The 12732-nt window shown below is 36.5% G+C and carries 17 protein-coding genes and 2 pseudogenes; 6 read left to right on the forward strand and 13 right to left on the reverse strand.

Going from position 1 to position 12732, the window contains the following annotated elements; all coding sequences use genetic code 11:
• Positions 1-181 (forward strand): hypothetical protein (locus LIZ98_RS14690; RefSeq protein ID WP_227203107.1); only part of this gene is annotated, 181 nt, incomplete at its 5' end.
• 102 nt (positions 182-283) lie between these two features.
• Here the strand turns inward: LIZ98_RS14690 and LIZ98_RS14695 are convergent.
• The 6 genes from LIZ98_RS14695 to LIZ98_RS14720 form a co-directional block, all read right to left on the reverse strand.
• Positions 284-1084: an HAD family hydrolase gene (locus LIZ98_RS14695; protein WP_227140071.1), complete on the reverse strand. Its 801-nt coding sequence runs from the start codon at positions 1082-1084 to the stop codon at positions 284-286.
• A 175-nt stretch (positions 1085-1259) separates the two neighbouring features.
• Positions 1260-2483 carry an MFS transporter gene (locus tag LIZ98_RS14700; protein ID WP_227140072.1) on the reverse strand — a complete coding sequence of 408 codons (1224 nt, stop codon included), beginning with the start codon at positions 2481-2483 and terminating at the stop codon, positions 1260-1262.
• A 122-nt stretch (positions 2484-2605) separates the two neighbouring features.
• Positions 2606-3625 carry an ROK family transcriptional regulator gene (locus LIZ98_RS14705; RefSeq protein WP_082026124.1) on the reverse strand — a complete coding sequence of 340 codons (1020 nt, stop codon included), beginning with the start codon at positions 3623-3625 and terminating at the stop codon, positions 2606-2608.
• Positions 3626-3834: 209 nt separating this feature from the next.
• Positions 3835-4458, reverse strand: a complete 624-nt coding sequence (locus tag LIZ98_RS14710) for a hypothetical protein (protein WP_152032304.1) — start codon at positions 4456-4458, stop codon at positions 3835-3837.
• Complete coding sequence (locus tag LIZ98_RS14715) at positions 4430-4711, reverse strand: hypothetical protein (RefSeq protein WP_108897303.1); 282 nt, start codon at positions 4709-4711, stop codon at positions 4430-4432. Before LIZ98_RS14715 ends, LIZ98_RS14710 begins: the two co-directional genes overlap by 29 nt.
• 3 nt (positions 4712-4714) lie before the next feature.
• A complete protein-coding gene (locus LIZ98_RS14720) occupies positions 4715-5050 on the reverse strand; it encodes a PadR family transcriptional regulator (RefSeq protein ID WP_108897302.1) in 336 nt (111 codons plus the stop codon).
• Positions 5051-5440: 390 nt separating this feature from the next.
• Between LIZ98_RS14720 and LIZ98_RS14725 the strand changes: the two genes are divergently transcribed.
• From LIZ98_RS14725 to LIZ98_RS14735, 3 genes are all read left to right on the forward strand, one after another.
• On the forward strand, positions 5441-5785 hold the full coding sequence (locus LIZ98_RS14725) for a hypothetical protein (protein WP_227140074.1): 345 nt from the start codon (positions 5441-5443) through the stop codon (positions 5783-5785).
• 186 nt (positions 5786-5971) lie between these two features.
• Complete coding sequence (locus LIZ98_RS14730; protein ID WP_227140075.1) at positions 5972-6439, forward strand: hypothetical protein; 468 nt, start codon at positions 5972-5974, stop codon at positions 6437-6439.
• Positions 6439-6939 (forward strand): hypothetical protein, encoded by a 501-nt coding sequence (locus LIZ98_RS14735; RefSeq protein WP_227140076.1) that lies wholly within the window; start codon positions 6439-6441, stop codon positions 6937-6939. The genes LIZ98_RS14730 and LIZ98_RS14735 overlap by 1 nt, the downstream gene beginning before the upstream one ends.
• 203 nt (positions 6940-7142) lie before the next feature.
• On the opposite strand, the gene LIZ98_RS14740 is transcribed toward LIZ98_RS14735, so the two are convergent.
• The 7 genes and pseudogenes from LIZ98_RS14740 to LIZ98_RS14770 all read right to left on the reverse strand — a co-directional run bounded on the left by LIZ98_RS14740 (position 7143) and on the right by LIZ98_RS14770 (position 12077).
• Positions 7143-8378, reverse strand: coding sequence for an MFS transporter (locus LIZ98_RS14740; RefSeq protein WP_227140077.1), 1236 nt, complete (start codon positions 8376-8378; stop codon positions 7143-7145).
• A gap of 954 nt (positions 8379-9332) precedes the next feature.
• Positions 9333-9491, reverse strand: coding sequence for a hypothetical protein (locus LIZ98_RS14745; RefSeq protein ID WP_227203108.1), 159 nt, complete (start codon positions 9489-9491; stop codon positions 9333-9335).
• Positions 9492-9509: 18 nt separating this feature from the next.
• Positions 9510-9698, reverse strand: a complete 189-nt coding sequence (locus LIZ98_RS14750; protein ID WP_227203110.1) for a hypothetical protein — start codon at positions 9696-9698, stop codon at positions 9510-9512.
• Between the two features lie 47 nt (positions 9699-9745).
• On the reverse strand, positions 9746-10321 hold the full coding sequence (def, locus tag LIZ98_RS14755; RefSeq protein ID WP_034767207.1) for a peptide deformylase: 576 nt from the start codon (positions 10319-10321) through the stop codon (positions 9746-9748).
• Positions 10314-10505: a helix-turn-helix transcriptional regulator gene (locus tag LIZ98_RS14760; protein ID WP_034767204.1), complete on the reverse strand. Its 192-nt coding sequence runs from the start codon at positions 10503-10505 to the stop codon at positions 10314-10316. The genes def and LIZ98_RS14760 overlap by 8 nt, the downstream gene beginning before the upstream one ends.
• A gap of 321 nt (positions 10506-10826) precedes the next feature.
• Positions 10827-11284, reverse strand: a pseudogene (locus tag LIZ98_RS14765) (hypothetical protein).
• A gap of 10 nt (positions 11285-11294) precedes the next feature.
• On the reverse strand, positions 11295-12077 hold the full coding sequence (locus tag LIZ98_RS14770) for a hypothetical protein (RefSeq protein ID WP_227140079.1): 783 nt from the start codon (positions 12075-12077) through the stop codon (positions 11295-11297).
• Between the two features lie 265 nt (positions 12078-12342).
• Between LIZ98_RS14770 and LIZ98_RS14775 the strand changes: the two genes are divergently transcribed.
• A complete protein-coding gene (locus LIZ98_RS14775; RefSeq protein ID WP_227140420.1) occupies positions 12343-12573 on the forward strand; it encodes a hypothetical protein in 231 nt (76 codons plus the stop codon).
• A gap of 8 nt (positions 12574-12581) precedes the next feature.
• Positions 12582-12732 (forward strand): annotated as a pseudogene (locus LIZ98_RS18225) (hypothetical protein); the annotation flags it as partial.

Here is a 12732-nt window from a genome sequence, read left to right on the forward strand (position 1 = left end):
AGAATACGTTTCGTCGTCAAAATTGAGCGTTTTTCACCTCAAAATGGTGACGAGAATACGTTTCGTCGTCAAAATTGGGCGTTTCCTGCCTCAAAACGGTGACGAGAACAGGCCTCGTCGTCAAAAAAGGGGGGGCCCGTGCAAAAAAGACGACGAGATTCGGCCTCGTCGCCAAAAATGAGCATTTCCCACCTTAAATTGGCGATGAGACAAAGAGGGGGAAGTCAAGTCCCCTCCTTCTCAAGTCCGTAAAATAAGCAAGATTCATTCCCCCCCCTTTTTATCATTTCTGTAAAGATAAAATTTGCATGATTGTTTTCATGACCGCATCTTCTTCGTTGGAACGGGTAATGAAATTTGCAGCATCTTTTAATTCCAGAACAGCATTTCGAACAGCAAAGCTATAGACGGCCCGCTCCATAAGCTCGATATCATTGTAACCATCGCCAAATGCCATTGTTTCTTCCGGAGTTACATTCAATAGCTGCTGTAAATGTGCAACGGTTGTGCCCTTATGAACATTCACATTGGCTATGTCAATCCAAGCGGCTTCTGATGCGACCATATAAGCTGACTCAAAAAAGCAAGATAATTTTTCCCTAGTTTCAAAACATCTATGCGCCGGATCATGAACAGTAATCTTAACAAAGTCCTCAGTCACTTCACTGAAATCAGACACTTGCCTTACTTGGGCATAGGATCTTCTCACAATAGCCGCTTCATCTTGAGGAATATTATCTTTTATGACCCCACCGTTTCTTGTACATGCAATTATCGTATGTTCCAAACTTATTTTCTCAAGCAAACGAATCATTTCCAGTCCTAATTTATTACTAAGCAACGATTCATAAACAAATTTCCCATTATGCTTGATCCGAGTCGCACTGTCACCCAAAATCCAAAAACCCTTTGCATCATCACCAAATAACTCTTCTACACGCTCGCATTGTTTGCCGGTAACCGGGGCAAAAATGACTCCTTTTTCTTCCATGATTTTTTTGACATCTTTGTATAATTCCCTGTTAAAGTCACCGCTATTGTTCAAGAATGTTCCGTCCATATCCGTTAGCACTAATTTAATCATATCAGTACCTCTTCCATGACTAATTTTAAATAACCCTCAAAGCAGCTGAAAAAGTTAATGATTGAACATCATGAAGGAAATTTTCGTCTATTAACTTTTATTGTTAAAAAAACCTAAATTCATTAATCAGAGCAACCACTTTTTCAGTGCTTCATAACCCTCTAGCAATCAATGACTAGATTGCCGTTGAACTTTTATTCTTGTTATTTATTAATAGTTTCTTTTTCAGTACCAGATTCAATTTTTCGGAACTGAGAACCATTGCTACCACAAATATAACCGTACAAATCGGGAAAAGTGCGACTGTTGTATGTGATGCAATGAACCCAAAAAGTGGTGGCATAAATGTACTGCCGGTATAAGCAACCGCCATTTGATAACCCATAATGGCCTGTGAATGCTTTTTCCCAAAACGTGCCGGTGTTTCATGCAACATACAAGGAAAAATTGGAGCTAGTCCCAATCCCACAACAATAAAACCTGCAACCGAGAATAAGGATGGCAATGGTAAGACGAGAAGAATGGCACCGGTTAATGCGATGATTTGCCCCATCCGGATAAGCATCTGGTTCGACATTTTAAAGGTGACAAAGCCCGTTATTAATCTACCAATCGTGATTCCTGCATAATAAAAGGAAACCCACTCGGCAGCAGTTGCCGCTGTTAACCCTTTCACATTTACCAAGAAACTGCTTCCCCACAGACCCACTGTCGCTTCAACCGCACAATAAAAAAAGAAGGATGCCAAGGCTAATTTAACACCATTCATTTGTAAAGGTCTTACCTTCTCAGCGTTTTCCTTAAAAGAAACTCCCTTTGGCTCTTCCGGCTCTTTATTTATAGTAATATGGCTATTTACTTTGTTCCATAAAGGCAAGGTGAACAAAAGGATGACGACTAATATGAATTGAAGTCCTGATATAGTGAGATACCCTTTACCCCAATTTTGATTTGAAATATATTGGGCCATGATAACAGGACCAAGTGTTGCACCGACTCCCCAAAAACAATGCAACCAACTCATATGATGGGCTTTATAATGGGTCGCTACATAATCATTTAATCCCGAATCAACAGCACCCGCTCCCATTCCAAGTGGGATGGCACAAAGAAAAAGCCAAATAATGGATGGAGCAAAGTAAAAGCCAAGTAATGCACAAGCAGTCATTAATACGCTGACAAATGTGACTTTGCCTGTACCAAATCGTTTCAACACCTTTCCGCTAACTAAACTGGAGAGAATCGTACCCCCTGCAATCGTCATAAACAGGTATCCGGCCGTCTCAATTGGTGCGCCAAAATCCGATTGCATTACCGGCCATGCTGCTCCCAACAAGGAATCAGGTAAGCCCAGGCTGATAAAAGCCAAATAAATAATGATTAAAAGAAATGTTGTCATCATGTAACCCTCGCTTATGCATTTTTTCACCTTTTCCCAATTTCGTTTATTTCCTGCTTAAAATCTACCAAAAGAGATACACTTATTAAATGACATTAAAAAGTATTGAGAAAACATATACACTATTTGTTCATCATAAGATCAAGGCAAAGCTTTTGTAATCCATATAAGTAATCTTGTTTCCAATCACTGATTGTTAGCTCGGGAAGATGTTCAGAAGGGATATATTTTGCGCTATCAATGGCAATTTTGTCTATAACCTCTTTTTCAACTTCATCTCTGCAAAAAATAATCGTATGTGGATTCATAATTGCGGTAAATGTGGCTACTAACCTACTAATAGCATCAATCTGATTACTTTCAAAATTAGTAAACTGACTAGAGTTACTTCCATCTTTTAACGCCTGACTAAAATTTCGTTCATCATACTGAGGGACAAATGAAATTTCTCCTGCAAAAAAAGTACTTCCTCGCACGACATCACCATTAATCATCAATCCTGCACCCGGTCCATTTTGCCCGGAATACAAATAGACAAGAGATTGGTTCTCCTCAATTCGATTATTATAGCTAAACCCTAGTACAGCAGCATTCATATCGTTCTCAACAACGACAGGTATCGAAAAAGATTCTTCCATATATCCTTTTAGATCAAAATTTTGAAACTGCTCATATCCCGGTATATAAAAAATTCGACCATTTTCAACTGAACCCGGAACCCCGATGGCAATTGAACTTATTTTTGACGAATTAGCCTTTATTACTTTTTCAATGAACTTAGTTAATCCGTATGTCCCATTATCGATTAATACACTTGATGCCTTTCCTTGTTTCTTTATTTCTCCCGCACAATTAAAAATAGTATAGATTGTCTCGGTCCTTTCTAAGAAAATAGCCAGCCCCAGCATGTAATCAGGATTATACCGATATCTTTTTGCTCTTCTCCCGCCACTGGATTTATCTAAACCAACTGAAATAACTTCTCCATTTTTCTCCATCTGGGTCAAAAACTTGCTTATAGTCGGGAAACTAATTTGTAAATGTTCGCTAAGCTCGACCTTTGTTGCACTCCCAAGTTCTAAAAGAGATTTTCGAATAGCGGGAAGAATAACCGTGCTTAACGATTTTGGAGTAACTTTCACAACTGTCACCACCTTACGTCCACTTATTAAATGTATTTAAAAAGTCTCCAGCAAAAAACTTATTAAACATCTTTAATAAGTATGTTCATAATATAGCATATAAAAAATACCTATTCAATAATCCAGCCGAATTTCAGCAGAATTTCTATACATTAACATGCAAAAAGGAAATGAATCTCAGACTGAATCATTTCCTTCAACTCGGTTTTTTATTTTTTCATATAATATGCAAGTAGGACCATCATCAAAGCCAGTGCTACAACAAATGGAATCCAGCTGAAAACCCATAATTTCATCATCAGTAAAAGAATAAAGGCACCAATCGCTAAAATCCAAAGCGCTGCCGTCATGATGCCAAATATTTGCGCATCACCGGATGTTTCAAAGTTTTTTGCCCATTCATTTTGTTTTTCGGCTTCTTTTAATACCCATGCCTTCCGATGTTCGGGTTCTGTAATCACTAAAAATGTGATCACACCGAGACTTGGTAAGGCAAAAGGAATTAAAACCGCTAACGAACCTTCTAATGATCTAGCTTCACCGAATATTAACATTGGGCCGATTGGTACAAGAATGACTCCAAATAAGAAAACAAAGACTGCAACAGCATAAATTGCGGCACGCATTGGTCGCATTGGGTTGCGAGTTGCTGTTTCCTGTGTTAAGCCCATATAGACAAACCCTGATAAAGGAACAGCTAAAAACAACATCATAACACCTGTTACAGCATCAACTTTGCCTAAAAAAAGATAACTAAAGCATGAAATAATGATTGCAAATACAGTAAGGACGCCCAGAATGGTATTAAATGGCGGCACGTGTCTTTGTAACAAAATTCCGCAATGACATGTATCGCATTTCAAACACCTCTTTCTTTTTCTCTAAACTCATTTCATCCGCAATTTTGTTAATATCTGCAAATTCTATTTGTATTTGTCTTAATGCGTCTGCACGTTTGATTCCGTTCGCTTCTAAACTCTTCAAACGATCTTGAAGATTTGTAAATAATTCCTCTTTAAAATCAATCAGTTCCGGGGAATCTTCATATTTTTCAAATGCTTGATCAATAAATTCTTTTAGTTCCATAATTTATTCCTCCATAAATAATTGTTCCAAAATTTTCTTGGTAAACTCATAATCCTCGAGTTTTTGCCGGTATAGTTCCCTCCCCCGCTCGGTGATATGATAATACTTTCTGCGACCGCCTTGTGTTTCATCACCCCAATAGGATTTGATGTAACCCTCTTTCTCAAGACGTTTGTAACTGGAATAAAGTGTTGTTTCTTTTAATTCGTACAAATGATTGGTTTTCTGCAACACACGATTATAAATTTCAAACCCGTAGCGGTCACGATCCAAGAGACTCGCTAACACAATTGTATCCGTGTGTCCGCGCAGCATATCACTTGATATTTGTCCTCCCATACTCTCACCATCTTTTCGCTTATCAAAGTACTACGGCTGCCGTATCTTTATCGCTATTTTTGGTGAGGATTTCCTTGCCTCACCCGTTCTAGATAATGTATGTCACGGTACTACGACTGTCGTAGATTTATTGCTTTTTATAGGCGAGGTTTTCTTTCCTCACCTTTTACAACCATTGTAAGCCATAGTACTACGACTGTCAAGTATAATCAATAATCGTTTTTCATTCATATTCCATTTTCGTTATTTGATTAATCCTTCATCATTCATGGACAGGTAATGGATCCTTTTTAATAGATTATTGTTTTTGTCATATACATTTATGTTAAGTTATATTTCTGTTAAAGTGAGCTTACAGAAATGAATTTGAAATTTTTAAGGAGGATATTTATGTATTGGGAAACTTTGCCAAATTGGTTCTGGGTATTATATTACTTATTTCTCCTATCAACATTAGGAACGGCGATATATAGCTTTGTGAAAAAGAAAGGAAAGATTTTGCCCTTTGTAACCATTGCGTTCATTGTGACCATTCCAATAATCTCCTTTATATTCAGTCTTGGAAGGGCAGAAGGAATGAATGAATTTGAACATTTAGTAAGTCAATTGCAAAAGGGTGCTAGTTGGGCTATTTTTTCAATTATAGGGTATTTGTTCCTGTTCGTATGGTGGTTTTCCTTCTGTTCAAAAGTAAACATAAAAACTAAGTTATCGGATTATTTCCGCATAAAATAGCAATAAAAATGAAAAAATACCCTATAAGCTTTATAGTATTTGGCGGGTTATTTAGCCAACTTCAACTTTTTTATCTAAAATAAATCTTTGTTTTAAATTTTTTGGATTAACAGGTCATTTTCTCGAAATTTTAAAGCTAACAACCGGAAATCATAAAGATTATTTTATAAGGGAATGAAAAGAACAATGGAATTTGTCATAGATGCATACTTGATTTTTCTCATCTTATTTTTTTCCATCAAGAAAAAATTTCATGTATTCGTCAACATTTTTAACTATTTTGTACTGGCCTTGCTTCTATCAAGCTATTTTTCGATCATCGGTGTAAACATCCGTGCCTTTACAATTGGTGGCGACATGAAGTTAGAAATCTTATTCAGGCTCTATGAACTGATATTTGAACCACTTATTTGCATTGGCTACCTAAACCTCTTTTGCAGTGTAAAATCAAAACTAAAAAAAATCGTCTTAAGTGTTTTTGTATTTTTCATATTATGGGCGGCAGAATTTCTATTTGTTCAACTGGGGATAATTACTTTTATTAACTGGAACTATCAAAAAACATTCATTTCACTCTTTGGAATCTTATTGACAACTTATTTCTGTCAGCAATGGTTCCGTTCCATTTTAAAGAAAGAGGGGATCCAGACCTGATGAAACTTCCTAACTCTTTTGATATCAATGAATGGTTTATTCTCATTTGTATACTCATCGCCTATTCCATTGTCTATTTACTACCAAAAAGATTCCCTCTTAGCGTCACAATCCTTATTATGCTTTTTTCCTCGACAATCGCGCGGTTTGCAGATCATATTTTAGCAATGCCAAGGATAGACTTATACGATATTATGAATTCGCCATACTATGACCTTTTCGATATTTTCACATATGTATTAGTTGCCCCCACCGGTTATTTTTTTGTATATTTTTATGACCGGCTTCGTATAAAAGGATATTGGATTGCTGTTTATATTGTCATATGGTCTACTTTTGGAACTGCCTTTGAATGGCTATCATCCTATTTCAAAGTGTTTATTTATAAAGGATGGAAGCCAACCTATTCATTTACATTCTATTTATTCGTTCAGCCCCTTACATTGTTATTTTTTAAATATGTAACATTTATCCATCAAAAAACTCCAAAAGATAACTGAAACTCTCATACTTCACGAATGATCTCGGTTTTTTTATAAATTCACGGATGAGATGGCAGTAGCTATTGAGGTTCAAAGATACTACTATATTCTCAACCGTGCAATACCCTTTTTTTATAAAGAAAACTCGACGATTGCCGAGTTTTCTTTATTTATCCTCTGTGCTTCCTTCCTGCAGAAATTCCTCTGACAGCCTCTCCTGTTCATCCACTTGATTTTCCCGCTTCAATTAGCACATGGTTCTTGACCAATAAAAGCGATAAACACATAATAAATGCTCCTGTTCCAATCAGTAGCCATTCAATTTTTACCATGTCGGCAAGCGGACCGAATATCAGCATTCCAATTGGCATCATGGAGGTTGAAATCATCCCCATTACCCCGAAAACTCTTCCTAAATAATCTTCTTCAATTTTCTCCTGTAATAATACGGTAGCCGGTGTATTTAAAATGGGCATGGCCACACCAAATACACCCATAAAAAATAAATAAACCCAAAAGTTCGGAACACTTCCTAATGCGAATGTACAAACGCCCATGATCACTGTAGCAAATCCCATTGTCTTTACTTTATTTGAAAAGCCTCCCCACGCAGCAATGATTGCCCCACCCGCCATCATACCAATGGAAAAAACAATTTCGATGGCAGTTAGCCGCCACACATCATCACCAAAACTGCGTGCAACCTGTAGTGGCGTTAAAAAGGAAGCCGGCGCCATTAATACCATGAAGAGAGCAAAGAACAAGAAGAACTTCTTGAGAAAGTCATGACTATTCACATATTGCAAACCTAATTTAAAATCACTTAAGTAGCTTGTTGTTTGTTTGTCCTTGGCCTTTTCATGTAAAGGAATTTTTAAAAAGATAAGTAGTGTTCCAATCGCAATGGCTGCTGTTACGACATCAATAAAGAAGATAATTTCCATCGTTGCCATTCCTAATAGAGCAGCACTAACCAATGGTGAAACAAACATAATAATAGCCTGAATACTTCCATTGATTCCGTTCACTTTTGTCAATTTATTTTTTGGAACAATCTGCGGCAAAATCGCACCGACTGCCGGGGTTTGTATGCCGGTCCCAAATGCGCGAATTGCTGCCATTAAAAATAGCAACCAAATATCATCAAACCCCATTAAAAAAAGAATGGCTAGAATAAGTGTTGCTAGGGCAATGAGACCATCTGAAAGTACAATCAGCATTTTTCTGTTATAACGATCAGCCCATACACCCGCTACCGGCGACAAAATAAATGTTGGAATAAAACCGCAAATGATATAAATCGTCATCATCACACCGGATTCTGTTGATAACGTGATATACCACATCATGGCATACTGAACCAAGGACGAGCCGAATAATGAGATCGCCTGGCTACTTAAAAAGAGAACAATATTCTTGTACCAATTGCTTTTATCATTATGTGTTGCGATGTTCATCCACTATCAACCCATTTCTTTTTTTAAAAAATTTTTTCTCCCCTATTAGAAAAAGCTTGTTATAACGGTGTAAAATTTTCCCTTTTCAGTTTACAGTAAACATTTTCAAGAAGGAATGACATACTTTTGATATTTTTTAAAATCACGAAATTTACACGCCATCTTTAACTTTGTCCCGAATCAGTTTTTCTGCACCGCGACTGCTTGAGGGTGTGGTCGGTTAAGATAGAATGAAAACAGAAAACACAGGTATTCCACCCTTTTAATAAACGGATTTTGACCCTCATCAGAACTAATAGAAAATAAAACAAAAAACACAGGCATTCCACCTGTGCTTGAAAGTAAATGGATATTGGTTTTTGCACAATTTGATAGTTGCCTTCACGAAAGAAAAGGATAGAATATACCCTTTTGGCCAGTCTTTGCCAAATCATCAGACCAACAGTATATTAGTTAACCTTTGAACAGGACATTTTTTGAAGACAGAAAAAAAGAGGGCAGATCCGTCCCCCACTTTTTACAAATATCCGCAAAATAAAGGTTTCCTATCGATAGGCAGACTAATCCCATTTACCCGGCTACACAAGCAGAGCCTTTGAACGTATTCAATTAACGGTTCAAAGATTGGTAACGTAGTCTTATACTATCAATCACTAGGAAATCCTCCATTTCTTTAAAGATAAATAGACTATAACATATAACTGCAAGATATTTCAAGTTATTTTTAATTGCTATTTGCTTTCGGACAGCCTACTTTAGGTTTTGGATTACATAAAAGGTTTATTTTTTGGTGTTTACTTTTTGGACAGCCCCTTAAGCATTAAAATTACTGGCGAGAACGGGCTCGTCGACAAATATGATTGTTCCGCGCCTAAAAATATCGGCGAGATTGGGTTTCGTCGTCAAAATTGGCCGTTCCCCACCTCAAAATGGTGACGAGAGCAAATCTCGTCGTCAAAAAATGAAGTTTCCCGACCAAAAACGGTGACGAGAAAGAGGCTCGTCGTCAAAAAACAGCATTTCTCTCCTCAAATTGGCGACGAGAACGAGTCTCGTCGTCAAAATTGACCATTTCTCACCCAAAATGGTGACGAGAGCAAATCTCGTCGTCAAAATTGGCCGTTTCCTGCCTCAAAACGGTGACGAGAACAGGCCTCGTCGCCAAAAAACAGCATTTCTCTCCCCAAATTGGCGACGAGATTGGGTTTCGTCGTCAAAATTGAGCGTTTTTACCTCAAATTGGTGACGAGAACAGGCCTCGTCGTCAAAAAACAGCATTTCTCTCCTCAAATTGGCGACGAGAATACGTTTCGTCGTCAAAATTGGCCGTTCCCCACCAAAAAATGGTGACGAGATTGGGATAAATTTCAGTATAAACTTTTACAGTTCTCCGGTAACTGGAATGGATTTTCTTTATTAATACGATCATAAAACATAATTCCATTTAGATGGTCGATCTCATGCTGAACAACAATAGAAGGATACCCACTGAGTTTTAATTCGATTTCCTCGCCCTCCAAATTAAAACCTTTCACTTTAATTCGCTCATATCTTGGAACAAACCCTTTAATTTCCCGATCAACGGAGAGGCATCCTTCGCTTTGCGGCAAATAAATCATCGATACCGAATGGCTAATAATTTTCGGATTTATAAGTGTATATTCATGTTGAATCCCTTTCTCATCCGTTAAAAAAGCTACAAACATACGCTTATTCAAACCAATCTGATTTGCCGATAAGCCTACACCTGCACGTAGTTTATACTTATTTACCAGAACAGGGTCTTGGCTATTTTTCAAGAAATTCATCATACAAATGAGTGTTTCTTTATCTTCCTCGGAAGGAGGTATTGTAACTTCTTCTGTTACTTGATTTAGAATAGGATTGCCTTCCCTTACAATATCTTTCATCGTAATTATATATTCTGGACGAAATTTACTCATAAATAAACAATTCATCTACCTTTACATTTAGTGTTTTTGATAATTTAAATGCCAGTTCCAATGTAGGATCATATTTATTATTCTCGATACAGTTTATCGTTTGTCTTACTACCCCACAATCTTCGGCAAGCTGTTCTTGTGTGATCCCAAGTTTCTTCCGTATTGCTTTTATTTTATTTTTCAATCGTATCACCTATGTCTATAGTTTTGGACATTTATATTCTATAACAACCTGAATGAATATGTCAAGAACTTTGGACATAATAAAGTGGAACTTCCATTAGTGGTAATTTTCTTCATCCCCACTGATGGTTAGTTTATCCGATCGAACCTTTAGAGCAGCCCGTCTTCCGCCTATCCTTCTTTGAAAACCCAGAATATTGGGGTAGGGTCTTGACTCTCCGGTAAGGTGGGATAAATTGACCACGATATGTATAGTTTTAAATTGCATAAAATATGGTCATTCATCTCCTCATTTCAATGAGAAAATGATGACCGCTTTATCCTAAATTTTTGCGACACCTAGCGCAGAATGGTCCCAAAGAATACTTTCAACTAACTCAGCTTTTGCCTCTTCACAATCAATGATGAGAATGATTTGCGAGTGCCTCCCTTTGCGGACTCTTTTCCTCTTTTTTAAAATTAATTCAATAAATAATCGAATGACGAACCCAAGAACAAAACCTACAAATGCACTAATTAGTCCCCAATAGATTGGTCCCCAAGTCAATTTAAATCCGATACTTGCACCAATTACCGAGAAAGCGGTTGCCATCGCAACGCCTATATCGATAAAAATGATATGCCGTCTGAACGGTGAATCGTATCAAAAACTTTTCGATCCTCAGTCCGATTATCCAGCGGAACAGCAAATATATTTTCTTTTAAAATTCCGTTTTTCTCTAATGTAGAAATTGCCATTTCCACATATTGATTACATTCAAAAGTTGAAAACAATTGCATATTCATCACTTCACTTTTTGATCTTTTTTATGTGAAAATTGTTATTCTGGTATTTTTCTTTTAAGTAATCTTTTAGTTCTTTATCAAAAAGTTTGTTATTTTCAACTGTATTAACATAGGAATCATACAGGGCAAAACCATAATGGGAGGGGAGAAATAATAGCCATTCAGGTTTTAATACAGAGGTAACCTCCTGAACTTTCCCTAAAAGTAGCAACAAAACAGCTTCTTGAAAATGTGAAAAATAATAAAAAACGACTAATCCAATGATGATAAAAAAAGCAGTTAAAATCTTGTGAATATATAGTTGTCCAAGTCCTGGTATAAATAGTGACCATATTATGGACAAAACTCGATTTCGTTTATCTAAGTAATTTATTTCAAGTGCTCCAAGTGAAAATGAATTAAAACGATGATTTTCTTGTTCCGCCAAGAGATATACCCGATTCATGTCCACTGTAGTCCGATAACTGTCCCAAATAGCAAAAAGATAAACCGGGATATACATGAGAAGCCATCTGGGGTTTAATACTTCTTTTGCTAAGTCAATATTACCTTGGAATGAATAAATCATGGATAAATTAATATTTGCTTCAATATTTACAACTACTTCCCAGATAAATAATGCAAATCCCCGAAGATATTTTGATAAAATCATATGACCAAAACCCGGGAATGCTGCCGACCACCAAGCAATAATGTAGGGATTGTGTAAATGAAGTTGAGTAGTTCCTAAAATGCTTACATGAGCCTTATAGCGTCTAGCGGTGTTGTCATTCGTATAGTTGTTCAATTTTTTCACCTTGTAAATAAATTTAATGTTTTATAATTAGTTTTTCCTAAATGAATTAATTTACTCTATCTATATTTTTTCTCATATGGCAGGAGAAATATTTCAATGAACAAGGAACCAATGGAAAAAATTAAAATATCGCTACAGGAAAAGCATTGGGTAAGTTATCGTTAATAAAATGTCGAAAATTTTTTATGGAAACAAATGTTCTTATCGTGTATAATATGATTAATAATTCAAATTTATCAAAGGATGGGGTAAAATAATGGGAGAAGTACTTGTTCTGGAGAAAAGGGTGAGCTATTCACCCGGAACTGATTATGACGCACTTTGGAAGAAAATTATCAGTGAACTGTTTGAGGAATTTATTTTATTCTTTGCGCCGGATTTGTATGAGGCCATTGATTTTAGAAAAGGAATTGTCTTTCTCGAACAAGAACTGCACAAAGTCATCATTGAACATAATAAAGGAAAAAAATCGCAGACAAAATTGTAAAGGTTTCCTTGAAAAACGGGGAAGAAAAATATGTATTCATTCACATAGAAATCCAAGGAAAAAAGGATCCGGACTTTTCTAGGCGAATGTTTACTTATTTTTATCGTTTGTTTGATCGCTTCCAAGAAAACATTTATTCCATTGCCATTTTGACCGATT

Source organism: Caldibacillus sp. 210928-DFI.2.18, assembly GCF_020554505.1.
In the GTDB taxonomy this organism is placed as follows: Bacteria; Bacillota; Bacilli; order Bacillales; family Caldibacillaceae; genus Caldifermentibacillus; species Caldifermentibacillus hisashii.

What these genes read in the sequence shown, in the direction of transcription:
- LIZ98_RS14695 (WP_227140071.1), bottom strand. Translation starts at nt 1,084, where the DNA reads ATGATTAAATTAGTGCTAACGGATATGGACGGAACATTCTTGAACAAT.
- LIZ98_RS14700 (WP_227140072.1), bottom strand. Translation starts at nt 2,483, where the DNA reads ATGACAACATTTCTTTTAATCATTATTTATTTGGCTTTTATCAGCCTG.
- LIZ98_RS14715 (WP_108897303.1), bottom strand. Translation starts at nt 4,711, where the DNA reads ATGGAACTAAAAGAATTTATTGATCAAGCATTTGAAAAATATGAAGAT.
- LIZ98_RS14720 (WP_108897302.1), bottom strand. Translation starts at nt 5,050, where the DNA reads ATGGGAGGACAAATATCAAGTGATATGCTGCGCGGACACACGGATACA.
- LIZ98_RS14725 (WP_227140074.1), top strand. Translation starts at nt 5,441, where the DNA reads ATGTATTGGGAAACTTTGCCAAATTGGTTCTGGGTATTATATTACTTA.
- LIZ98_RS14730 (WP_227140075.1), top strand. Translation starts at nt 5,972, where the DNA reads ATGGAATTTGTCATAGATGCATACTTGATTTTTCTCATCTTATTTTTT.
- LIZ98_RS14735 (WP_227140076.1), top strand. Translation starts at nt 6,439, where the DNA reads ATGAAACTTCCTAACTCTTTTGATATCAATGAATGGTTTATTCTCATT.
- LIZ98_RS14740 (WP_227140077.1), bottom strand. Translation starts at nt 8,378, where the DNA reads ATGAACATCGCAACACATAATGATAAAAGCAATTGGTACAAGAATATT.
- def (WP_034767207.1), bottom strand. Translation starts at nt 10,321, where the DNA reads ATGAGTAAATTTCGTCCAGAATATATAATTACGATGAAAGATATTGTA.
- LIZ98_RS14775 (WP_227140420.1), top strand. Translation starts at nt 12,343, where the DNA reads ATGGGAGAAGTACTTGTTCTGGAGAAAAGGGTGAGCTATTCACCCGGA.